Source organism: Micromonospora sp. NPDC002575, assembly GCF_042889525.1.
Classification (GTDB): Bacteria; Actinomycetota; Actinomycetes; order Mycobacteriales; family Micromonosporaceae; genus Micromonospora; species Micromonospora carbonacea.
The window spans coordinates 191,016-213,357 of sequence record NZ_JBIARA010000012.1 but is presented as its reverse complement, the minus strand read 5'-3'; the positions used below and the strand labels follow the sequence as shown (position 1 = coordinate 213,357).

Genomic DNA, 22,342 nt, shown 5'->3' with positions numbered 1-22,342 from the left:
GCCGTCCCCCGGACGAGTGAACATCGTTGCAACTTTTCGGCTGCGTACGCCCGTCTCCAAGTCGTGGGCGTGACGAACGGAGATGCTCGTGGGTAAGGCCGGCAAGGGCGGCAGGAAGAAACCTTCGGCGTGGTCGCGGGTGCCCCGCTGGGCGCGGGTGTGCACGGTCTTCGGGTCCGTGCTCATGCTGCTCAGCGGCGCGGTGCTGGTTGGTTACGAGGCGCTGATGGCCCGCTACGAGGGCGCGGTGGGCAAGGGCGACCTGTTCGGCGACCAGGCCGCCGGCGCCCAGGAGCGCAAGAGCGACATCAAGGGCCCGCTCAACATCCTGCTGGTCGGCATCGACCCGCGCGACGTGAAGACCCCGCCGCTGGCCGACTCGATCATGGTCCTGCACATCCCGAGCGAGCTGGACCGGGCGTACCTCTTCTCCCTGCCCCGGGACCTGCGGGTCGAGATCCCGAGGTTCAGCAAGGCGGAATTCAACGGCGGCACCGACAAGCTCAACGCCGCCATGTCGTACGGCAGCCGGGTGCCGGGGCAGAATCCCGACGCGGCCCGGGGCTTCGAGCTGCTGGCCAAGACCGTGCAGCAGGTGACCGGCATCGACCGCTTCGACGCGGGCGCGATCATCAACTTCACCGGCTTCCAGAAGATCGTCGACGCGATGGGCGGCGTCGACATGTACATCGAGCGCGAGGTGCGCTCGGAGCACCGCGAGCCGAGCGGGGTGCACCGCAAGGGCAACCCGTACGGCGAGGGCTACATCGGCCCGCAGGCGGTCTACAAGAAGGGCAACCAGCACCTCAGCGGCTGGCAGGCGCTGGACTACGTCCGGCAGCGGTACCCGAAGAACGGCGTTCCGGACGCCGACTACGGCCGGCAGCGGCACCAGCAGCAGTTCATCAAGGCGATGGTCGACCAGGCGTTCAGCGCCGACGTGGTGACCAACCCGATCAAGCTGGACAAGGTGATCCGGGCCGCCGGGCAGTCGCTGATCTTCAACGGCCGGGGCAACAGCGTGGTCGACTTCGCGATCGCCCTCAAGGGCATCCGCTCGAACAACGTCGAGCTGATCAAGTTGCCGGGGGAGAACATCGGCACCGGCTCGGCGTACCGGGGCGAGCGGCTGCGGCCCGAGGCCGAGGACTTCTTCACCGCCCTGAAGAAGGAACAGCTCGACGCCTTCCTGCTGGAGCATCCGGACTTCCGGAACAAGACGAAGTAGCGTTTCCCCGGGCCGAACGGAGCGCTCGTCAGGCGCGGGTGGCGCAGCTTACGCCACCCGCGTTGGGGGCCCGCGACGGGCGCGACTAGACTTTCGGCAATCCGCCGCCGCAGCAAGGAGACAGCGTGGCACAGCAGCTTCACGTCGAGCTCGTAGCCGTCGAGGAGAAGGTCTGGTCCGGCGAGGCCGAGATGGTCGTCGCCCGCACGACCGAGGGTGAGCTGGGTGTGCTGCCGGGGCACGCGCCCCTGCTGGGGCAGCTCGCCGAGCCCGGCCAGGTCCGCATCAAGCTTCCCGGTGGCGAGCAGGTCTCGTACGAGGTGGCCGGCGGCTTCCTCTCGGTGAGCCGCGAGGGCGTCACCGTGCTGGCCGAGAGCGCCACCCCGGTCTCCGCCGCGCAGAGCCGCTGAGCCGCCCCGCCGATGCAGATCGTGGAAGGGATCGGAATCGGCGTCGCCGCGGTGCTCGTGGCCCTGTTCGTCCTCTTCCTCCGGCGCGCGCTGGTCACCCGCAGCGGTGGGATCATCCGGCTCAGCGTCCGGGTGACCACCGTGCTCGACGGGCGGGGCTGGTCGCCCGGTTTCGGCCGGTTCGCCGGTGACGAACTCCGGTGGTACCGGATGTTCAGCTTCGCCCTGCGCCCCAAGCGGGTGCTCTCCCGCAAGACGCTGCTCGTGGAGCGACGCCGGCTGCCCGAGGGGCAGGAGCGCCTCTCCATGCCTGCCGACTGGGTGATCCTGCGCTGTACCAGTCGCCACGTCCCGGTGGAGATCGCCATGGCCCGCTCCACCGTCACGGGCTTCCTGTCCTGGCTAGAGGCCGCCCCGCCCGGGGCGGCCTCGCCACGTCTGGCCCCCCAGGACTGGCCCGCCGCCTGACGCCGGGCAGCCACCCGCCTGGAGGGCCGGACCCGCGGGGGCGTCAGCGCACCGGGCGGCGGCAGTGATAGACCAGCGCCGGCGGCGCGTTGCGCCAGACCGTCCGACCCACCACCACCTCCTCGAACCGGCTCTCCAGCAGCCGGCGGAACCGCCGTGCGGGCGGGATGGACAGCGCGTGCCAGTAGGCGAACGTCGTGAACACCCCCGCCGGGCCCAGCCCGGCGAGAACGCCGTCCAGCACGGCCCGCTGCCGGTCGGCCGCGAACGCCGCCCACGGCAGACCGCTGACCACCACGTCGGCGTACGGGTGGCCCCGGTCCGCCAACAGGCCGGCGAGCGCCGCGGCATCGCCGCGTACCACCTCCACCTCCGGGTGCCGGCGGGCGAGCCGGTCGGCGAACTCCAGGTTCAGCTCGATCGCCAGATGATGGCCCCGTCCGGCCAGCCGCTGCTGCACGGCCCGGGTGAACGCACCCGTGCCGGGTCCCAGTTCGGCCACCACCGGGTGCCCCGTCCGGGGCACCGAGGCGGTGACGTCCCGGGCCAGGGCCGACCCGCTGGGGAGGACCGCGCCCACGAGGCGTGGGTGTTGGACGAACTGGCGCAGGAAGGTCGGTGCGTCTGTCATGCCGCCCGACGCTAGGGCGGGGTGACGCCGACGGCGTCCTGCCGGCGGTCGCTCCGGCGTCCTGCCGGAGGAACGCGGCAGGCCGGTACGCCGGCCATCCGGAGGAGGAGGGGCGACCATCGGGAGGACCGTTCGGGCGTGCCGGCTCCGTATGGTGAGCGGGTGACGGACCGACGCGGCTGGTGGCCGGAGCTGCTGCTCGGCCTGGTCGCGGCCGGGCTGGGCCTGGCGAACACGCGGTCCGGCGAGCCGGGCGCGACGGGCGGGGGCTGGGCCCCCGTGATCGCCGTCCTGGCCGGGCTGGGCCTGATCGGCGTGCGGCGCCTGCCGTGGCTGGTCCTGCTCGGCGAGTGCGCGCTGATGTTGGCGGCCGGCACGGTCACCGTCAACGGCTCCGGTGTCGCGCAGTTGGCGGCGGCGCTCGCGCTCGGCTTCGTCGCCTACCGAGCCGGCTGGCCGGCCACCGCCGCCGCGTTCACTCTCTTCCTCGCGGCGACCGTGGCCGACGTCCGCGCCCTCGGTGGCTCCGCGACGCTCTCCGGCAGCCTGGGCGCGCTGCGGCTGGCCATGCTGGGCGGCGCTGCCGCCGCGCCGGTGGCCTTCGGCCGGTATCTGCGCGGTGTGCGCGGCACGGCCCGGATCGCCGAGGAACGTGCCCGGGACGCCGAGGCGCGGCAGGAGATCCAGACCCACGCGGCCCGGCTGGCCGAGCGGGCCGGCCTCGCCCGCGACCTGCACGACATCGTCGCCCACCACGTCGCCGCCATCGCGCTGCGCGCGGGTTCGGCCCGGTACGCCGTGCAGCAGACCGGCGACACGGACGAGGCGGTGCTTGCGCTCGGCGAGCTGCGGGAAACCGCCGGGCAGGTGCTGGACGAGCTGCGGGAGCTGCTGGAGGTGCTGCGCGACCCGGAGGCCGTCGATTCGGGCGGCTCGCAGGTCGAGCCCGAGCAGATGATCCGCGACGCCGAGCGGCGGGTGCGGGAGGCGGGGATCGCCGTCCGGGTGACCGTCTCGGCCGCGCTCGCCGCCGCGCCGTTGGTGGTTCGCACCACGGCGGCCAGGGTGGTGCGGGAGTCGTTGACCAACACGCTCAAGCACGCCGGATCGGGCGCGATCGCCTCGGTCGACGTCCGCGCCGACGACGGGGTCCTGCTGATCGTGGTGCGGGACAGCGGCCCGGTCCAGCCCCAGCCCGCGCTGCCCCCGTCCGGCTACGGGCTCAGCGGCATGCGGGAGCGGGTTGGTCTGCTCGGTGGCACGCTCACCGCCGCGGCCACGTCGGGCGGAGGCTGGCAGGTGCGGGTCGCGTTGCCGATCAGGGAGAACGGATGATCAGAGTGCTCGTGGTGGACGACCAGGCGTTGGTCCGGGCCGGGGTCGGCCTGCTGCTGCGTACGGCGGGAGGCTTCGAGGTGGTCGGCGAGACGGGCGACGGCCTGGAGGCGGTCCGGCTCGCCGAGCGGCTGCGCCCGGACGTGGTGCTGATGGACCTGCGGATGCCGCGCCTCGACGGCATCGAAGCGACCCGCCGGATCGTGGACCGGCAGCCGGGCGTGCGGGTGCTCGCGCTCACCACCTTCGTCGACGACGCGAACGTCTACGGCGCGCTGGGCGCCGGAGCGATCGGTTACCTGGTCAAGGATGGGGAGCCGGAGGAGCTGATCGACGCGGTCCGGCGGGCTGTCCGGGGTGAGCCGCTGCTCGCCCCGCCCGTGCTGGCACGGATCGTCCGGCGGGCGATAGCCGCCCACGACCGGGAGCACCGCCCCACGGCCCGCCCACCGGAGCCGGCGCGGCGGCTGCTCAGCCACCGGGAGCGCGAGGTCCTCGCGCTCGTCGGGGCGGGGCTGTCGAACGCCGAGATCGGGACAAGGCTGCATCTGGGCATCACCACGGTCAAGACCCACGTCTCGGCGGCGATGGAGAAGCTCGAACTGCGCAACCGGGTGCAGGCCGCGGTGGTCGCCCACCGCCTCGGCCTGGTCGACGACGACTTCAACCCGGTCGCCGACACCACCACCCGCTGACCCGTTCTCCTCCCCCGCCCCCGACCCGCCGCGATGAGAGTCGCGGTCGGCCGCTCAGGGCCTCGGGACGGTGGCGGCGGGGCAGGGGTGGGGTGGTTTTGGCTGGGTGGTCGTGGGAACTCCGCCGGCACGACGTACGTCGGGTCGGGCCGCCAGGACCGGCCGGTGGCCCAGCCCTGGGCCGGGTGGCGGCCCAGTTCGCCCAGCAGTCAGCCCCGGCGGCGGACCACCTCGGTCAGCTCCGGCACCCAGACCTCGACGTGGTGCGGGGCCCCGGCGGGGACGCTCAGCGTTGGCCGCCCGGGACCCATAGCACGTCGCCCGCCGGATTCGCCGTTCTTGACAGGATGAAGAGCAGATCGGAGAGCCGGTTGAGATACTTTGCCGGGAGGGTGCTGGTCCGGTCGGGGTCGTGCGCGACCAGCGCCCACGCCGCCCGCTCGGCCCGCCGGGCGATCGTCCGTGCCACGTGCAGCAGCGCCGCTCCCGGGGTGCCGCCGGGGAGGATGAAGGAGTCGAGCTTGCCCAGGCGTGCGTTGAACTCGTCGCACCATCCTTCGAGGCGCTCCACGTACTCCTCGGTGACCCGCAGCGGCGGATACTTCGGGTCCGGCTCCACCGGCGTGGACAGGTCGGCGCCCACGTCGAACATGTCGTTCTGGATCGACCCGAGCACCGCCCGCAGCTCGTCGTCGAGCTGGCCGAGGGCGAGCGCGACGCCGATCGCGGCGTTGCACTCGTCCACGTCCGCGTACGCGGCGATCCGCGGATCGGTCTTCGGCACCTGCTCGTTGTTGCTCAGCCTGGTCATGCCGGCGTCGCCGGCCTTGGTGTAGATGCGCGTGAGGTGGACGGCCATGACGCACAGCCTACGGATACCGGACCTGACGATCCCCGCCCGACCGGCTCCGGCACGACCCGCCGGGCTCGGCCCCGGTGACGCCGGCGACCCGGCGGTCAACGACGTCGACGTCATCCGCGTCGCCGGTGACGCCCGCCTCGCGGGAACGGTGCACGTGGTCGGGGCGAAGAACTCGGCCCTCAAGCTGATGGCCGCCGCGCTGCTCGCCCCCGGCCGCAGCGTGATCACCAACGTCCCGCGCATCACCGACATCGCCATCATGGGCGAGGTGCTGCGCCGGCTGGGCTGCGGCGTCCGTTTCGACGCCGACGAGCCGGTCGACCCGATGGTGGCCCGGGGCGGCGTGGCCCGGTCCCGGTCGGTCACCATCGACGTGCCCGAGCGGCCCGGTGCGGAGGCCGACTACGACCTGGTCCGCCGGCTGCGCGCGTCCATCTGCGTGCTGGGCCCGCTGCTGGCCCGCCGGGGGTACGTCCGGGTGGCCCACCCCGGCGGGGACGCCATCGGCTCCCGTGGGCTGGACATGCACATCGCCGGGCTGACCCGGATGGGCGCGGACATCTCCGGCGAGCACGGCTTCGTCATCGCCGCCGCCCCGGACGGCCTGCACGGCGCGGACATCGTCCTCGACTTTCCCAGCGTCGGGGCCACCGAGAACCTGGTGATGGCCGCCGTGCTGGCCCAGGGCACGACGGTGATCGACAACGCGGCCCGGGAGCCGGAGATCGTCGACATCTGCTCGATGCTGATCCGGATGGGCGCGCGCATCGAGGGGGAGGGCACCTCCACCCTGCACATCGAGGGGGTGCCCGAGCTGCGGCCGGTGCGGCACGCCACGGTGGGCGACCGGATCGTCGCCGGGACCTGGGCGTTCGCCGCCGCGATGACCCGGGGGGACGTCACCGTGACCGGCATCGACCCGGGCTTCCTGGAGGTCGCGCTGGACAAGCTGGTCTGCGCCGGTGGCCTGGTGGAGACCCGGGGCGACGCCTTCCGGGTACGCATGGCCGACCGGCCCACCTCCGTCGACGTGGTCACCCTGCCCTACCCGGGCTTCGCCACGGACCTGCTGCCGATGGCGATCGGCCTCGCCGCGGTGAGCGACGGCGCGTCCCTGATCACCGAGAACATCTTCGACGGCCGGTTCATGTTCGCCAACGAGATGATGCGGCTCGGCGCGGACATCAAGACCGACGGCCACCACGCCGTCGTGCGGGGCCGGGACCGGCTCTCCGGCGCGCCCGTACGGGCCACCGACATCCGGGCCGGCGCGGGGCTGATCATCGCCGGGCTCTGCGCGGACGGGGTCACCGAGGTCTCCCACGTGCACCACGTCGACCGTGGCTACCCGGACTTCGTCGCCGACCTGCGGGCGCTCGGCGTGGAGGTCGAGCGGGGCAGCGTACCGGAGGAACCGGCCCTGGAGATCTGAGCGCGCCCGGATGTGCCCGGCCCGCGCCGCGCGGCCCATGCCCCGGCGCGCGCCGCGCGGCCCATGCCCCGGCGCGCGCCGCGCGGCCCGCGTCCCAGCCCGCGCGCCCGCGCGGCCCTCGGCTTAGTCTTCGTTCAGTGTCGCCGCTAGGGTGCTGCAAGGCACTCAATCAGGCGAGGGAGAAGCAGATGGCGGGTCGACTCGCAGTTGTCGGGGCCGGGCTGATGGGCTCGGGCATCGCCCAGGTGGCGGCGCAGGCGGGATGGCAGGTGACGCTGCGGGACCTGGACGACGCGGCCACCGGGCGCGGACTGGCCGGCATCCGGAAGTCGCTGGAGAAGTTCGCCGAGAAGGGCAAGATCGAGCCGGGAGAGGTGGACGCCACGCTCGACCGGATCACCCCGACGACCGACCTGGAGGCGGTGGCCGACGCGGACATCGTCGTGGAGGCGGTCTTCGAGCGGCTGGAGATCAAGCACGAGGTCTTCCGGGCCCTGGACAAGCTGTGCAGGGCCGACGCGGTGCTCGCCACCAACACCTCGGCCATCCCGGTCACCCAGATCGCCGCCGTCACCGAGCGCCCCGAGTCGGTCGTCGGCACGCACTTCTTCTCGCCGGTGCCGATGATGAAGCTGTGCGAGCTGGTCCGGGGCTACAAGACCAGCGACGAGGCCCTGGCCACCGCGAGGGCGTTCGCCGAGGGCATCGGCAAGACCGTCGTCGTGGTGAACCGGGACATCGCCGGCTTCGTCACCACCCGGCTGATCGCCGCGCTGGTCGTGGAGGCGGTCAAGCTGGTCGAGTCCGGCGTGGTGTCGGCCGAGGACCTGGACACCGCCTGCAAGCTCGGCTTCGGCCACGCGATGGGGCCGCTGGCGACCACCGACCTGACCGGCGTCGACGTGCTCATGCACGCCTCGAAGAACATCTACACCGACACGGCCGACGAGAAGTTCTTCCCGCCGGAGCTGCTCCAGCGCATGGTCACCGCCGGCGACCTGGGCCGCAAGACGGGCAAGGGCTTCTACACGTACTGACGGGTGACGTCCGCCCCCGCGGGCCCGCGCCTGCGGGGGCCGGCAGCCCTGCGGGGCGCGCCCGCCTTCGGGGCCGGCAGCCGGTGGCGGCGTGCCGTCAGGGGCGGGCCAAAGCGGCGCCCAGCAGGGCGAAGGCGTCCGGGACGACCCGTCCCCAGTAGGTGAAGTCGTGCCGGCCGTCGGCGTACTCGGCCCGGACCGGGGGCTCGGGCAGGGCGCGGGCCAGCGCCTGCACCTCGCCCAGCAGCCCGTCCTGCCGGCCGCACCAGAGCCCGACCGGGGTGCCCCGCAGCCGGGCCGCGCCGGTGAAGACGGCGTCCCCGGCGCGTACGGCGGGGGAGAAGGCGGCCACCGCGCGCAGCCAGCCGGGGAAGGTCTCGGCGAGCAGCAGCGACCCGAAGCCGCCCATCGACCAGCCCCAGGCGGCGACCCGGCCGGTGTCGAAGCCGCGCTCGGCGCACCAGGCCGGCAGCTCCTCGCGCACCATCCGCTGCGGGTCGTCGGCCCCCGCGGGCCGCCAGGAGAGCCGGCCGCCGGTCGCCCCGGCGAGAACGAACGGCGGCGTGCCCCGGCGCACCGCGTCGGTGAGGAACCGGGCGAGCCCGAAGCGCGCGTAGTCGCGCGGGGTGGCCGACGCGCCGTGCAACACCAGGCAGACGGGCAGCCCCCGCCCGTCGCCGTGACCGGCGGGCACGGCCGTCCAGAAGTCGACGGTACGGCCCCGGGCCGCCGACTGACGCCCGAGCAGCCGTTCGTCGCCGGCCGGGGCGTCCGGCAGCTCGGGGGCCGGCCCCTGGCGGGGGCGGGTCGCCTCCCGGGCCGCCACGGCACCGCCCACGGCCAGGAGCGCCACCGCGCCGCCCCCGGTCAGCAGCATCCCTCGCCGGCTCAGTCGCGCCACCACCGGCACAGTCTCCCAGCCCAGCCCAGCCCAGCCCAGCCCCGCCCAGCCCTGGCCGCCCCGCCCACGCCCCTTCGGGCGCGGGGCGCGCGCCTGCGGGCCCGGGGTGAGAGGGGTGCCCCTCTCTACCGAATGCGTTAACAGGGGGCCCTTCCTTGCACCGCCTCAGCCGTCGCGCTTCGTCGTCCAGCGGAAGGTGGTCAGGCAGAGGACCAGGCCGATCACGCACCACAGGGCCAGCACGAGGGCGACGCGGCCCAGCTCGAACGAGCCGCCCGGCTCCTGCGCGGCGAAGCTGTCCGGCAGGAAGACCGAGCGCAGGCCCTGGCACATCCACTTGAGCGGGAACAGCGCCGCCACCTGCTGCATCCAGGTCGGCAGGTTGGTGAAGACGAAGAAGACGCCGGAGATGAACTGGAGGATCAGGGCGACCGGGGTGACCACGGCCGAGCCGCTGCGCGCCGTGCGGGCCAGCGACGAGATCGCGATGCCGCACAGGGTGCACGCGGTGACCCCGAGGACGGAGACCCAGCCGAAGGTGAGCCACTTGCCGGTCGTCCCGGGCAGCTCCAGGTCGAACAGGGCGACCGAGACGGCGAGCAGCAGGGCGGTCTCGGCGACGCCGACCGCCACCACCATGATCACCTTGCCGGCGAACCACACCCACTTCGGCATCGGCGTGCCCCGGTACCGCTTGAGGACCCCCCGGTCCCGCTCGATCGGGATCCAGATGCCCAGGTTCTGGAAGCTGACCGTCATCAGGCCGGTCGCGATCATGCCGGTGATGAAGTACTGCGTGTAGCTCACCCCGGGGGCGATCTCGTCGCTGAAGATCGCCGCGAAGATCAGGATCATGATGATCGGGAAGCCCATCGTGAACACGACGGACTCCCGGCTGCGCAGGAACTGGGTGATCTCCAGCCGGCCCTGGCGCAGGGCTAGCGCGCCCGCGCCCGGCCGGCGGGCCGCCGCGGCGGCGGTGGCCGGGGCCGCCGGCTTCGTCGTGGTCGTCATCGGTGTCCGATCATGGTCAGGTAGACGTCTTCCAGGGTCGGCCGGGTCACCGTGAGGCCGGGCACCTCGCCGCCGTAGCGCGCGGCCAGCTCGGCGACCAGGGCCGTCGGCGTCGCGCTCTGCGCGCTCTCCGCCGACCCCTCGGGGGTACGCCAGGAGACCGTCGCCAGGGACTCCTGGCGGTTGCCCAGCAGCTTCGGCGGGGCCACCTCGATCACCCGGCCGGCGGCGATCACCCCGACCCGGTCGGCGAGCGCCTCGGCCTCGTCGAGGTAGTGGGTGGTCAGCACGATGGTGGTGCCGGCGGCGGCCAGGTCCCGGATCAGCTCCCAGAACTCGCGCCGCGCCTCCGGGTCGAAGCCGGTGGTCGGCTCGTCGAGGAAGAGCAGCTCGGGGCGGCCGATGATGCCCAGCGCCACGTCGAGGCGGCGCTTCTGCCCGCCGGAGAGGGTGTGGGTGCGGGCCTTCGCCTTCGGGCCGAGGCCGACCCGTTCGACGACCTTCGCCGGGTCGTCGGCGTCGGGGTAGAAGCCCGAGAAGTGCCGGACCACCTCGCCGACGGTCAGCTCGTCGAACTCGCCGGTGCCCTGGAGCACGATGCCGACCCGGGAGCGCCAGTCCGCAGCGGGGGCGGCGGGGTCGCTGCCCAGCACCCGGACCTCGCCGGAGTCGCGTCGCCGGTAGCCCTCCAGGATCTCCACCGTGGTGGTCTTGCCCGCCCCGTTCGGGCCGAGCAGCGCGAACACCTCACCCCGCCGGACGTCGAGGTCCACGCCCGCCACCGCGACGTTGTCGCCGTACGCCTTGCGCAGCCCCCGGACGGAGATCGCCAGCTCGTCATCCATGCCGTCAAGTGTGCGACCTGGGCGGAGCGGGCGGGCACGCGGGCCTGTGTGGTTTTGCACAACCCGCTTTACTGAACGGTAACTTAAACTCCGGTCATGGACGAGAAGGCCCCCGCCGGCCGGCTGCCCGAGCGCGACCGACCCTGGGTGATGCGCACCTACGCGGGGGGCACTCCTCGGCCGCCGCGAGCAACGCCCTCTTCCGCCGCAACCTGGCCAAGGGGCAGACCGGCCTCTCGGTCGCCTTCGACCTGCCCACCCAGACGGGGTACGACCCCGACCACGAGCTGGCGGCCGGCGAGGTCGGCCGGGTCGGGGTGCCCGTGGCCCACCTCGGCGACATGCGGGCCCTCTTCGACGGCATCCCGCTGGCCGACACGAACACGTCCATGACGATCAACGCGCCGGCCATGTGGCTGCTCGCCCTCTACGGCGCGGTCGCCGCCGAGCAGGGCGCGGAGCTGGCCCGCTGCGCCGGCACCACGCAGAACGACATCATCAAGGAGTACCTGTCCCGGGGCACGCACATCTTTCCGCCGGCGGCGTCGCTGCGGCTCACCGCCGACCTGGTCGCGTACGCCCTGCGGGAGATGCCTCGGTGGAACCCGGTGAACGTCTGCTCGTACCACCTCCAGGAGGCCGGGGCGACGCCCGTGCAGGAGGTCGGCTTCGCCCTCGCCACCGCCGTCGCAGTCCTCGACGCGGTGCGCGACTGCGGGCAGGTGCCGCCCGAGCGGATGGGCGACGTCGTCGCCCGGATCTCGTTCTTCGTCAACGCCGGGGTGCGGTTCGTCGAGGAGACCGCCAAGCTGCGCGCGTTCGGCGTGCTCTGGGACGAGATCACCCGCGACCGGTACGGCGTGACCGACCCGAGGCAGCGCCGCTTCCGGTACGGGGTGCAGGTCAACTCGCTCGGGCTGACCGAGGCCCAGCCGGAGAACAACGTCCAGCGCATTGTGCTGGAGATGCTCGGCGTCACCCTGTCCCGGGACGCCCGCGCCCGCGCCGTGCAGCTTCCGGCCTGGAACGAGGCGCTGGGCCTGCCCCGCCCCTTCGACCAGCAGTGGTCGCTGCGGATGCAGCAGGTCCTCGCGTACGAGTCGGACCTGCTGGAGTATCCGGACCTGTTCGCCGGCTCGCACGTGATGACCGCGCTGGTCGACGGCATCGTCGCCGGGGCGCGGGCGGAACTGGACACGGTGCTGGGGATGGGCGGCGTGGTGGCCGCCGTCGAGTCCGGGCACCTCAAGAGCGCGCTGGTCGCCTCGCTGGCCGAGCGCCGCCGCCGGCTGGAGTCCGGCGCCGACACGGTGGTGGGCGTCAACCGGTTCACCGAGACCGAGCCGTCGCCGCTGACCGCCGCCGGCGCCGACGCCGTCGAGCAGGTCGACCCGGCGGCGGAGGCGGCGGCCGTGGCCGCCGTACGCGAATGGCGGGCCGGACGCGACGGCGCGGCGGTCGACGCGGCACTGAGGCGGCTGCGCGCGGACGCCGCGACCAGCGCGAACCTGATGCCGGCGACGCTGGAGTGTGTGCGGGCCGGGGTGACCACCGGCGAATGGGCCGACGCGTTGCGGCGGGTCCTCGGCGAGTACCGCGCGCCGACCGGGTTGGCCGGCGGCGCCGGGGCGGGCGGCGACGCGAGCCTGGCCGCCGTGCGGGAGCGCGTCGCGGCGACCGCCCGGGAGCTGGGCAGTGGCCGGCTGCGGCTGCTGGTCGGCAAGCCCGGCCTCGACGGGCACTCCAACGGGGCCGAGCAGATCGCGGTGCGCGCCCGCGACGCCGGCTTCGAGGTGATCTACCAGGGGATCCGGCTGACCGCCGGCCAGATCGTCGCCGCCGCCGTGGAGGAGGATGTCGACCTCGTCGGCCTGTCCGTGCTCTCCGGCTCGCACCTGGCCGTGGTGCCGGCGGTGCTGGACGGCCTGCGCGCCGCCGGCCGGGGCGACCTGCCGGTGGTGGTCGGCGGCATCATCCCGGCCGGCGACGCCGACGCGCTGCGGGCGGCCGGCGTCGCCCGGGTCTTCACGCCGAAGGACTTCGCGCTGACCGGCATCGTCGACGACCTGGTGACGGTGGTCCGCCACGCCAACGGCTTGTAAGGAAGGGCCCCCTGTTAACGCATTCTGTTGTACAGGGGTCCCCTGCAAAACAGCCCGCCGGCGCGCGACGCCGCGTCAGCGGCTGGCGTAGGTCATGCAGTCGGCCATGTCGTTGTCCGGGCCGACGCGGATCGCCGGGGCGTGACACTCCAGGTCGGAGTTGTGCCGGCAGTCCGAGCGCTGGCAGGCGCCCACCTGGGCGATCATCGTGTCGATGCCGCCCCGGACCGGCATCTCGACGAACGTGTGGCAGTGCGCGTGATCGGTGCTGCCGATCGTGATGGCGAACGCGTGGCAGTCGCCGGTGTGGTTGTAGGCGCAGGCCGCGACCACGCACTCCTGGACGCGGGGCATCTCCATCGCCGTAGTCATGACGACCTCCTCTTGGTTCTCGCGGGCTCCCATCCGATATTAGGCTTTTGCCGGTTTTGTCGCCGGTGATCGGCCGTCCCCGGCCAGCCGGTCGTGATCGGCCAGCCGGTCGTGATCGGGCCACCGGTCAGCCGGCCGGCGTCGCCCCCAGCACCTCGGAGAGCGGGGCGGGCCGCAGGCCCCGCTCGGCCAGCCCGGCCAGGATGCGCGGCAGCGCCTCGTCGGTCATGGGGGCGTTCGCCTCGGTGACGTGCAGGACGACGACCGAGCCGGGGCGTACCCGGGACAGCACCGCGTCGACGACCGGTCGCCAGGACTTGGCGAACGGGTCGCCGCTGATGACGTCCCCGTCCACCACGGTCACGCCCAGCGGGGCGAGCTCGGCCAGCGCGGCGCGGTCGTGGCACAGCCCGGGGAAGCGGAAGTAGCGGGTCTGCCGGCCGCCGTACGGGGCGATCACGTCGAACGTCCGCGCCACGTCGGCGGCCATCCGCTGCCGGGGGATCGTCGGCAGTTGGTAGCAGTCGGCGGTGAAGGCGAGGTGGCCGTACGTGTGGTTGGCCAGCTCGAAGCGCGGGTTGGCGGCCAGCCGGCGGGTCACCCCGGGATACTCCTCGACCCACTTGCCGGTCAGGAAGAAGGTGGCCGGCACCCGCTCCCGTTCCAGCAGGTCGATGATCGCCAGGTTCGCGTACGACCGGACCGCCCCGCTGCGCAACTGGTACCGCATGGCGTCCGTCATGTCCGCGTCGAAGGTCAGCGCCACCAGGTCGCCGACGCGCGGGCCGTGGTCGACCACCGGGGGCCGCCGGTCGGTGCGGCTCGCGCCGGGGAGGGCCGTGGCCGAGGGCCCCGGGCCGGGCTCGTCGGTCCGTCCGCCTCGGCCCGGCCGCGAGGGATCCCCCGGTCGCCCGGATGCCGACACCGGCGGGGCCGGTCGGTTCGTCCCCTGGCCCGGCCGGTCCTCCCCGTCGGTGGCGGCGGGTGTTGTGGTCGTGGGCACCCGGCCGATGGCGGCGTGGCCGGGCGCGTCCGACGGCGCGGGCGCGACGAGGAGTACGGCGACGCCGGCCAGGGCGGCGAGCGTCGCGATCAGGGGTACGCGAGAGTTCTGTGCGGGCACCGGAAGATGATCTCTTGGCGGGTGCCCGTCGGCTGTCCCGCCCCGCCGCCCGGTGGGATGTCGGGCAGGTGGGGGCATCCCGCGCGCCGGATACCGCCATCTCCCCGACATCCCGTCACCCCTGGGCCGGGATGGGCGGATTGTCCGGCCCAACGGGGCGGGGCGGGGGTGACCGGCGGCACCCCGGGGCCGGAATCCCGGCGGGGCCGGGGTCGTTACACCTGACGGACGACCGAAGCAGGCGACCGAAGCGGGCCCCCGGGACGACCGAAGCGGGCCCCCGGATCGCTGCGATCCGGCAGGCCCCGGGCCCGGTGTCGTCATCCCCCGGAATGCGGGCCGGCCCCCGGTCGTTACACCCGGACCGGCCAGCCCCCGGTTGCCACATCCCGGACCCGCCGGCCTCCGGTCCCCCTGGCCCGCCGCCGCAAGGGCGGCCGTCCCCCTTCTTCCCCCCTCTTGCTTTGTTGTTCGGGCGCCTCGACGTGGTGCTCACACCCGCCCGCCCCCCCCGCGGGCCGGTGTCGAACCCCCGGATTGGAGTCACCCCCATGAACACGACCATCCTGCGCAAGAGCGTCCTCGGCATCGCCGGACTCGCCTTCGCTGGCGGCCTCGCCGCTGGCCCCCTGAACCACACCACCACCGACACCGGTGCCGACGCTGGTGCTGTCGACGCGCGGTCGGTCGCCGTCACGCAGGCCGACAAGCCCGCCGGCGTGGACAGCGGCAAGCTGATCCCGCACGGTGTGCAGGGCGCGCAGTCGCGCATCGACCTCGACGCCGAGCAGACCGCCAACGTGAAGGCGATCATCGCCGCCACGAAGAAGGCCGGCCTGGACGAGCGGGCCGCGGTGATCTCGATCGGCACCGCCCTGCAGGAGTCGAAGCTGGAGAACCTGGGTCACCTGGGTGACCGCAACGACCACGACTCGCTGGGCCTGTTCCAGCAGCGCCCGTCCAGCGGCTGGGGCAGCCCGGAGCAGATCACCGACCCCGAGTATGCGACGACGGCGTTCCTCAAGGGCCTCAGGCAGGTCGACGGCTGGCAGGACATGGCCCTGACCGACGCCGCCCAGACGGTGCAGGTGTCGGCGTACCCCGACGCGTACGCGCAGTGGGAGCAGCAGGCCGCCGACCTCGTCACGCAGCACTGGAACAGCTGACACACCGCACATGCCGCCGGCCGGGCCCCGATGACGGGGCCCGGCCGGCGGCGGTTGCGCGGGGCGTACCCGATCAGACGCGGTAGCCGGCGGCGCGGGCGGCCTGGCGTTCGCGGCGGCGGTCCCGGCGGCGGCGCAAAAACCAGACGGTGAAGGCGGCCAGGCCGAGCAGGAAGGCCAGCACCAGCACCGGCAGGACGATCGCCACCAGGGACATGACGACGCTGGTGGCGTCCTCGGCGGTGCTCGCGACCGGCGCGCCGAAGCCGGCGGTGGTCGCGTTGATCACGGGGCGGGCGGCGGACTTGAGCAGATGGACGCCGAGCGCGATGAGCACGCCGGTCACCACCGGCACCCAGTCGTTGGACGAGAAGAAGCTGCCCGGGTCGCTCACGGTGACCGTCTCGGAGGTGGCGCCCGCGCCGAAGGCCAGGCCGCCGGCGGTCGGCCGGACCACGGTCTGTACGACGTCGTTGACGTGGTCGAGCACCGGCACCTTGTCGGCGACGACCTCGACGGTGAGCAGCACCGCGAGGATGGCGACGACCCAGCCGTTGCCGAGCCACTGCCAGCCGGTGGGCAGGTCGATCAGGTCGGTGTAGCGGGCCAGCAGTCCCATGGTCAGCAGGGGGATGTAGGCATTCAGGCCGGCCGACGCGGCCAGCCCGGTACCCGTGAGGACTTCGAACACCGTCTCAGCATGGCACCGGCGCGCCAGTGCCGCTCGGCGGCGGACGCCGGGGTCTGGGCTACCCTCGTCGGGTGCGGCTGGTGATTGCGAAGTGCTCGGTGGACTACGTGGGACGGCTCTCGGCGCATCTGCCGTTGGCCACACGCCTGTTGATGGTGAAGGCGGACGGGTCGGTGTCGATCCACGCCGACGACCGGGCGTACAAGCCGTTGAACTGGATGAGCCCGCCCTGCCGGCTGGAGGAGGCCCCCGGCGTGTGGCGGGTGGTCAACAAGGCGGGCGAGGAGCTGCGGATCACCCTGGAGGAGGTCTTCCAGGACACCTCGTACGAGCTGGGCGTCGACCCCGGCCTGCGCAAGGACGGCGTCGAGGCGCACCTCCAGGAGCTGCTGGCGGCCAACCCGACGGCGCTGGGCGAGGGCTACACGCTGGTGCGCCGGGAGTACATGACGGCGATCGGGCCGGTGGACCTGCTCTGCCGGGACGCCGACCTCGGCGCCGTCGCCGTCGAGGTGAAGCGGCGCGGCGAGATCGACGGGGTGGAGCAGCTCACCCGCTACCTCGAACTGATGAACCGGGATCCCCTGCTCGCCCCGGTCACCGGCGTCTTCGCCGCCCAGGAGATCAAGCCGCAGGCCCGCGTCCTGGCCACGGACCGGGGGATCCGGTGCGTGGTCGTCGACTACGACAAGCTGCGCGGCATCGAGCGCGACGAGCTGACTCTGTTCTGAGCGGGAGCTCTGAGCGGGAGCGGGCGGGCGGCTGCGCCGCCGGGTCAGCGCCTGCGGCCGTACAGCAGCTTGGTGACCTTGACCAGGCGGGCGACGTCGGCGGGGGTGCGCTCGAAGGTCATCGCCGGCAGCAGCGACCGGGCCCGGCGGCGGGTGACCGCCTTGGGGCGGCCGAACTCGCGCAGCCCGTCCTCGCCGTGGATGCGGCCGAAGCCGGACTCGCCGACCCCGCCGAACGGCAGGGTGGACATCCCCGCGAAGGTCAGGGTGGAGTTCACCGCGGCCATCCCCGAGCGCAGCCGCCGCGCGATGGCCACGGCCCGTCGCCGGCCGAAGACCGAACCCCCCAGGCCGTACGGCAGCGCGTTGGCGCGGGTGACGGCCTCCTCGGCGTCGCGGACCCGGTTGATCGTCAGCGTCGGGCCGAAGGTCTCCTCGCGGACGGCGAGCGAGTCCTCCGGCACGTCGACCAGGATGGTCGGGCGCACGTACGGCGGCTGCACCGCGTCGACGCCGCCGAGGACCGCCCGCCCGCCCCGGGCCAGCGCGTCGTCGATGTGCCGGCGGATCACGTCGAGCTGACCGGGCATGGTGATCGGGCCGATGTCGGACCCGTCGGCGCCGACGGTCAGCCGGCCGGCCCGCTCCACGACCTTGCCGACGAACGCGTCGAAGACGGGCTCGACGGCGTACACCCGCTCGATGCCGATGCAGGTCTGGCCGGCGTTGGTGAGCCCGCCCCAGACGCACGCCTCGGCGGCGGCGTCCAGGTCGGCGTCGCTGTCGACGATCATCGCGTCCTTGCCGCCCGCCTCCAGCAGGACCGGGGTGAGGGTCTCGGCGCAGGCGGCCATCACCTTCCTGGCGGTGGCCGTCGAGCCGGTGAAGGCCAGCTTGTCCACCCCGGAGCGGCACAGGGCCGCGCCGACGTCGCCGAGGCCGTGCACGGCGGCGAGGACGGGCTGCTCGGGCACCACCTCGGCGAGGCTGTCGACCAGCCACTGGCCGACGACCGGGGTGTATTCGCTGGGCTTCAGCACGACCGCGTTGCCGGCGGCGAGCGCGTACGCGACGGAGCCCATCGGGGTGAAGACGGGATAGTTCCACGGGCCGATGACGCCGACCACCCCGTACGGCTGGTATTCGAGGTGGCCGGAGAACTCGGCCAGGATGAGCCGGGAGCGCACCCGGCGCGGGCCGAGCACCCGGCCGGCGTTGCGGGCGGCCCAGTCGACGTGCTCGATGGCGGTGAGGACCTCGACGATCGCGTCCGGGACGGGCTTGCCGCCCTCGGCGTGCATCAGCTCGGCCAGCTCCTCGATCCGCCGGGCGAGGACGCCCCGCCAGCGCAGCAGCCGTGCCCGGCGGCCGGTGAAGCCGAGCCCCGCCCACCAGCCGGCCGCCTCGCGGGCCCGCTCGACCGCGCGCGCGACGTCGGCCCCGGCGGCGACGGGCAACCGGCCCACCTCGGCCCCGGTGGCGGGGCTGGTGGAGACCAGCCGCCCGTCTGAGATGATCGGGGCACCCGGGACACGAACAGCCGTCATGGCGGAAGTCTAGACCCCGAAGCTACTGGTCGGTAGGTGTGCGGGGTCCGCCCGGAACCGGTCCCCGGCGCGGAGCCGACGGCCCCGGTGTCGGTCCCCGGCGCGGGGCCGACGGCCCTGGTGCGTGGCCCGGAAAGCCGAACCGGCTAACGGGAGTTGTCCGCCCGGGGGCCGGGGGGTGTCCGGGTGGTGGTGGGCATCGATACGGTGTGGTGGCAGGCTGACGCCGGACACCGGTGGCTGGAGGCTGACCGTCCATGGAGGACTTTCCGGAACTGATGCCGCTGCTGACGGTGGCGGGTGGACCGATGCGTGGGGCGAGCTTCCGGCTCAGCGTCACACCGCAGGTGATCGGCCGCGCGACGACCGTGGAGGTCAGCGTCGACGACGCGCACCTGAGCCGCCGGCACGCCAGCGTACGGCTGGCCGCCGGCGGGGTGTGGCTGGAGGACCTGGGCTCGACCAACGGCACCTGGCTCAACGACCGCCGGATCGAGGCACCGGAGCTGCTCTCCGACGGGGACGTGATCCGGCTCGGCCGCACCGAGCTGCGCTTCTTCGACCCGGGGCTGGCCCGGACGGACCCGGTCGGGCTGCGGCTGGCCCCCCAACTGGGCCCGCAGCGCCGCGACCGCCGGCCGACCCTGCCGCTGCCCGTCGCCGCCCCGCCGACCGTCCGCGCCTGAGCCGCGCCGGCGGGGTGAGAAGGGGACCCTTCTCTACCGCATGCGTTAACAGGGGGCCCCTCCTTTCATGTGGGCCGGCCACATGGAGCCGGCCGCCGCCGGGTGGCAGCATGCCGCGGCATGGAGAGCGCGCAGCACGCCGTGCAGGCCAACGGCATCGTCCAGCGGGTCCGGGTGGCCGGTCCGCCCGGCGGCGCGCCCGTGCTGCTGGTGCACGGCAACTGCTCGTCCTCGGCGTTCTGGGAGCCGCTGCTGCGGCGGCTGCCCGACACCCTCCGGGTGGTCGCCCCGGACCTGCGCGGCTACGGCGACACCGAGAGGGCCCCCGTGGACGCCACCCGGGGCCTGCGGGACTTCGCCGACGACGTCGCCGCCCTGCTCGACGCCCCGAAGCTCTTCGGCCCCGGCGCGCGGCCGGTGGTGGTCGGGCACTCCCTCGGCGGTGGCGTCGCGATGCGGCTGCTGGTCGACCACCCCGACCGGGTGGCCGGGCTGCTGCTTGCCGCGCCCGTCTCCCCGTACGGCTTCGGCGGCACCCGGGACCTCGACGGCACGCCGACCACGCCCGACTTCGCGGGCACCGGCGGCGGCACCGCGAACGGCGATTTCGTGGCCCGGCTGGCCGCCGGCGACCGGGGCGCGGACGGCCCGACCAGCCCTCGCAGCGTGCTGCGGACCGCGTACGTGGCCGATCCGGCGTCGCTCGGCGACGACGAGGAGCTGCTGCTGGACAGCCTCCTGTCCACCGCCACCGGGGACGGCAACTATCCCGGCACGGCGGTCGCCTCGCCGCACTGGCCGGGCACCGCGGCCGGCGACAGCGGCGTGCTCAACGCCCTCGCGCCGGCCCACTTCCGCATCGCCGACGACCTCGTCGCCGTCGCCGGCAAGCCCCCCGTCACCTGGGTACGCGGCGACGCCGACGTGATCGTGTCGGACACCTCGCTGTTCGACCTGGCCCACCTCGGGGCGCTCGGGGTGGTGCCCGGCTGGCCGGGGGAGCGGGACTGCCCGCCGCAGCCGATGGTCGGGCAGACCCGGGCGGTGCTCGACCGGTACGCTGCGGCCGGCGGGACGTACCACGAGGTGGTGCTGCCGGGTTGCGGGCACAGCCCGCACCTGGAGCGGCCGGCGGAGTTCGTCGCCGAGCTGCTGGCGCTGACCGACCGGAGCGGCTGAGGCGTCGCATAAGCCGGCCGGGGCCGCTGAGGCGTCGCATCGCCGGCCGGAGCCGCTGCCCCTCCGCCTCCCGGCGACGGACCGGCACGTGGCAGACTCGCGCGCGTAACCTTAGTGACCGTTCATGCGGTTCCGCGGCGTCCCGGCCCGCGGTCCCGCGCAGCATTGGGGAGGTCGGTCGTGGCGCGCGAGTTCACCAGCGTGGGCGTTGTGGGGCTGGGCACCATGGGTGCCGGCATCGTCGAGGTCTTCGCGCGCAACGGCATCGACGTCGTCGCGGTCGAGGTCTCCGACGCCGCCCTCGACCGCGGCCGGGCCAACCTGACCGGCTCGACCGACCGGGCCGTCGCCCGGGGCAAGCTCGCCGAGGCCGACCGGGACGCCCTGCTGGCCCGGGTCGACTTCCGGGTCGGGCTGGACGCGCTGCGCTCGGTGGACCTGGTGGTCGAGGCGGTCCCCGAGCGCCTCGACCTCAAGCGGCGGATCTTCGCCGAGCTGGACCGGGTCTGCAAGCCCGAGGCGATCCTCGCCACCAACACCTCCTCGCTGTCGGTCACCGAGGTCTCCGTCGCCACCGGTCGTCCCCACCAGGTCGTCGGCCTGCACTTCTTCAACCCGGCCCCGGTGATGAAGCTGGTCGAGGTGGTCCGCACGGTGGTCACCGCCGCGGAGGTGGTCGCCGACGTCGAGGCGCTCTGCACCCGGCTGGGCAAGGTCGACGTCACCATCGGCGACCGGGCCGGCTTCATCGCCAACGCGCTGCTGTTCGGCTATCTCAACCACGCCGTGGCGATGGTCGAGTCGCGCTATGCCACCCGCGAGGACATCGACGCCGCCATGAAGCTCGGCGGCGGCCTGCCGATGGGGCCGCTCGCCCTGCTGGACCTGATCGGCCTCGACACCGCGTGCGAGATCCTGGACACCATGTACCGGCGCGGCGGGCGGGACCGCCGGCACGCCCCGACGCCGCTCGTCCGGCAGATGGTCACGGCGGGTCTGCTCGGCCGCAAGTCCGGCCGGGGCTTCTACACCTACGAGAAGCCGGGCTCGGCGAAGGTCGTACCGGACGAGTCGACCCCGGCGCAGGCGCGGCCGGCGGCCGGCGACGGCGCGCGCCCCGTCGCCCGGGTCGGCGTCGTCGGCGTCGGCGCGACGGCCGCCGGGCTCGACGAGGTCTTCACCGGGGCCGGGTACGACGTGGTCCGGGCGGCCCCGGGCGAGGACCTCGCCGGCCTGGCCGAGGTCGACCTGGTCGTCGAGGCCGTGGCGGAGGAGCTGGGCGTCAAAAAGGAGCTGTTCGCCAGCCTCGACGGCATCTGCAAGCCGGGCGTCGTGTTCGCCACCACCACCTCGTCGCTGCCGGTGATCGACATCGCGATGGCGACCGGGCGGCCCGCCGACGTGGTCGGGCTGCACTTCGTCGGCCCGGCGTCGGCGTGGCCCCTGGTGGAGATCGTGCGGACCGTCCGCACCGGGGCGGAGGCCACCGCCACCGCCCGCGCCGTCTGCGCGACGCTCGGCAGGACCGCGGTGGTCTGCGGCGACCGGGCCGGCCTCGTGGTGGACGCGCTGCTCTTCCCGTACCTGAACGACGCGGTGAAGATGCTGGAGGCCGGCTACGCCACCGTCGACGACATCGACCACGCGATGAAGCTCGGCTGCGGCTACCCGACGGGCCCGTTCGAGCTGCTCGACGCGGTCGGCCTGGACGTGGCGCTGGCCAGCCAGCGCGCGCTGTACCGCGAGCTGCGCGACCCGGGCCTCGCCCCGGCCCCGCTGCTGGAGCACCTCGTCACCGCCGGCTACCTGGGGCTCAGGACCGGGCGCGGCTTCCGCGACCACACCGGCCGCTGACCGGCCCGCCCGGCGCGCGGCATCCGCCGCACC

At 73.9% G+C, this 22,342-nt stretch carries 21 protein-coding genes and 1 pseudogene; 13 read left to right on the top strand and 9 right to left on the bottom strand.

The genetic code is table 11. The features are described 5' to 3' along the window. The first annotated feature begins 82 nt into the window (after positions 1-82). From ACFYWL_RS19570 to ACFYWL_RS19560, 3 genes are all read left to right on the top strand, one after another. Positions 83-1,228, top strand: a complete 1,146-nt coding sequence (locus ACFYWL_RS19570; protein WP_386974575.1) for an LCP family protein — start codon at positions 83-85, stop codon at positions 1,226-1,228. A gap of 125 nt (positions 1,229-1,353) precedes the next feature. Beyond that, positions 1,354-1,638 carry a F0F1 ATP synthase subunit epsilon gene (locus ACFYWL_RS19565; protein WP_077938542.1) on the top strand — a complete coding sequence of 95 codons (285 nt, stop codon included), beginning with the start codon at positions 1,354-1,356 and terminating at the stop codon, positions 1,636-1,638. A gap of 12 nt (positions 1,639-1,650) precedes the next feature. Next, the gene (locus ACFYWL_RS19560) at positions 1,651-2,106 is read left to right on the top strand and encodes a DUF2550 domain-containing protein (protein ID WP_386974573.1); all 456 of its coding nucleotides are present in this window, start codon (positions 1,651-1,653) and stop codon (positions 2,104-2,106) included. Positions 2,107-2,149: 43 nt separating this feature from the next. Here ACFYWL_RS19560 and ACFYWL_RS19555 read toward each other — a convergent pair whose 3' ends face one another. Then, a complete protein-coding gene (locus ACFYWL_RS19555; protein WP_386974571.1) occupies positions 2,150-2,737 on the bottom strand; it encodes a class I SAM-dependent methyltransferase in 588 nt (195 codons plus the stop codon). Positions 2,738-2,899: 162 nt separating this feature from the next. On the opposite strand from ACFYWL_RS19555, the gene ACFYWL_RS19550 reads away from it, so the two are divergent. Both ACFYWL_RS19550 and ACFYWL_RS19545 read left to right on the top strand, forming a co-directional pair. Beyond that, a complete protein-coding gene (locus ACFYWL_RS19550) occupies positions 2,900-4,072 on the top strand; it encodes a sensor histidine kinase (RefSeq protein ID WP_386974569.1) in 1,173 nt (390 codons plus the stop codon). After that, positions 4,069-4,767: a response regulator gene (locus ACFYWL_RS19545; RefSeq protein ID WP_386974567.1), complete on the top strand. Its 699-nt coding sequence runs from the start codon at positions 4,069-4,071 to the stop codon at positions 4,765-4,767. Before ACFYWL_RS19550 ends, ACFYWL_RS19545 begins: the two co-directional genes overlap by 4 nt. Before the next feature lie 286 nt (positions 4,768-5,053). On the opposite strand, the gene ACFYWL_RS19540 is transcribed toward ACFYWL_RS19545, so the two are convergent. Beyond that, positions 5,054-5,626: a cob(I)yrinic acid a,c-diamide adenosyltransferase gene (locus tag ACFYWL_RS19540; protein ID WP_386974565.1), complete on the bottom strand. Its 573-nt coding sequence runs from the start codon at positions 5,624-5,626 to the stop codon at positions 5,054-5,056. Here ACFYWL_RS19540 and murA point away from each other — a divergent pair. Together murA and ACFYWL_RS19530 are read left to right on the top strand one after the other, a co-directional pair. After that, positions 5,625-7,061 carry a UDP-N-acetylglucosamine 1-carboxyvinyltransferase gene (gene murA / locus ACFYWL_RS19535; RefSeq protein WP_386974563.1) on the top strand — a complete coding sequence of 479 codons (1,437 nt, stop codon included), beginning with the start codon at positions 5,625-5,627 and terminating at the stop codon, positions 7,059-7,061. The two genes, ACFYWL_RS19540 and murA, sit on opposite strands and share 2 nt — an antisense overlap. Before the next feature lie 188 nt (positions 7,062-7,249). Further along, the gene (locus ACFYWL_RS19530) at positions 7,250-8,098 is read left to right on the top strand and encodes a 3-hydroxyacyl-CoA dehydrogenase family protein (protein WP_386974561.1); all 849 of its coding nucleotides are present in this window, start codon (positions 7,250-7,252) and stop codon (positions 8,096-8,098) included. 97 nt (positions 8,099-8,195) lie between these two features. On the opposite strand, the gene ACFYWL_RS19525 is transcribed toward ACFYWL_RS19530, so the two are convergent. The 3 genes from ACFYWL_RS19525 to ACFYWL_RS19515 form a co-directional block, all read right to left on the bottom strand. Continuing rightward, entirely contained in the window at positions 8,196-8,975 is a 780-nt protein-coding gene (locus ACFYWL_RS19525) for an alpha/beta hydrolase (RefSeq protein WP_386974664.1), read from the bottom strand. Positions 8,976-9,164: 189 nt separating this feature from the next. After that, positions 9,165-10,013 carry an ABC transporter permease gene (locus ACFYWL_RS19520; protein WP_386974559.1) on the bottom strand — a complete coding sequence of 283 codons (849 nt, stop codon included), beginning with the start codon at positions 10,011-10,013 and terminating at the stop codon, positions 9,165-9,167. Continuing rightward, complete coding sequence (locus ACFYWL_RS19515; protein ID WP_386974557.1) at positions 10,010-10,858, bottom strand: ABC transporter ATP-binding protein; 849 nt, start codon at positions 10,856-10,858, stop codon at positions 10,010-10,012. Before ACFYWL_RS19515 ends, ACFYWL_RS19520 begins: the two co-directional genes overlap by 4 nt. Before the next feature lie 96 nt (positions 10,859-10,954). On the opposite strand from ACFYWL_RS19515, the pseudogene ACFYWL_RS19510 reads away from it, so the two are divergent. Next, positions 10,955-12,960, top strand: a pseudogene (locus ACFYWL_RS19510) (protein meaA). 75 nt (positions 12,961-13,035) lie between these two features. Here ACFYWL_RS19510 and ACFYWL_RS19505 read toward each other — a convergent pair. Both ACFYWL_RS19505 and ACFYWL_RS19500 read right to left on the bottom strand, forming a co-directional pair. Then, positions 13,036-13,332 carry a DUF1540 domain-containing protein gene (locus ACFYWL_RS19505; protein ID WP_386974555.1) on the bottom strand — a complete coding sequence of 99 codons (297 nt, stop codon included), beginning with the start codon at positions 13,330-13,332 and terminating at the stop codon, positions 13,036-13,038. Positions 13,333-13,459: 127 nt separating this feature from the next. Next, on the bottom strand, positions 13,460-14,455 hold the full coding sequence (locus tag ACFYWL_RS19500; protein WP_386974553.1) for a polysaccharide deacetylase family protein: 996 nt from the start codon (positions 14,453-14,455) through the stop codon (positions 13,460-13,462). Between the two features lie 551 nt (positions 14,456-15,006). On the opposite strand from ACFYWL_RS19500, the gene ACFYWL_RS19495 reads away from it, so the two are divergent. Further along, the gene (locus ACFYWL_RS19495) at positions 15,007-15,621 is read left to right on the top strand and encodes a hypothetical protein (RefSeq protein WP_386974551.1); all 615 of its coding nucleotides are present in this window, start codon (positions 15,007-15,009) and stop codon (positions 15,619-15,621) included. A gap of 73 nt (positions 15,622-15,694) precedes the next feature. Here the strand turns inward: ACFYWL_RS19495 and ACFYWL_RS19490 are convergent, their stop codons facing one another. Continuing rightward, complete coding sequence (locus ACFYWL_RS19490; protein WP_386974549.1) at positions 15,695-16,312, bottom strand: DUF4126 domain-containing protein; 618 nt, start codon at positions 16,310-16,312, stop codon at positions 15,695-15,697. A 71-nt stretch (positions 16,313-16,383) separates the two neighbouring features. On the opposite strand from ACFYWL_RS19490, the gene nucS reads away from it, so the two are divergent. After that, positions 16,384-17,043, top strand: a complete 660-nt coding sequence (gene nucS, locus ACFYWL_RS19485) for an endonuclease NucS (RefSeq protein WP_043966085.1) — start codon at positions 16,384-16,386, stop codon at positions 17,041-17,043. A gap of 44 nt (positions 17,044-17,087) precedes the next feature. Here nucS and ACFYWL_RS19480 read toward each other — a convergent pair whose 3' ends face one another. Further along, positions 17,088-18,590 (bottom strand): aldehyde dehydrogenase family protein, encoded by a 1,503-nt coding sequence (locus tag ACFYWL_RS19480; RefSeq protein WP_386974547.1) that lies wholly within the window; start codon positions 18,588-18,590, stop codon positions 17,088-17,090. A 257-nt stretch (positions 18,591-18,847) separates the two neighbouring features. Between ACFYWL_RS19480 and ACFYWL_RS19475 the strand changes: the two genes are divergently transcribed. From ACFYWL_RS19475 to ACFYWL_RS19465, 3 genes are all read left to right on the top strand, one after another. Beyond that, entirely contained in the window at positions 18,848-19,276 is a 429-nt protein-coding gene (locus tag ACFYWL_RS19475; RefSeq protein ID WP_386974545.1) for an FHA domain-containing protein, read from the top strand. Between the two features lie 120 nt (positions 19,277-19,396). Continuing rightward, on the top strand, positions 19,397-20,455 hold the full coding sequence (locus tag ACFYWL_RS19470) for an alpha/beta fold hydrolase (protein WP_386974543.1): 1,059 nt from the start codon (positions 19,397-19,399) through the stop codon (positions 20,453-20,455). Between the two features lie 180 nt (positions 20,456-20,635). After that, positions 20,636-22,309, top strand: coding sequence for a 3-hydroxyacyl-CoA dehydrogenase family protein (locus tag ACFYWL_RS19465; RefSeq protein ID WP_386974541.1), 1,674 nt, complete (start codon positions 20,636-20,638; stop codon positions 22,307-22,309). Positions 22,310-22,342 lie beyond the last annotated feature (33 nt).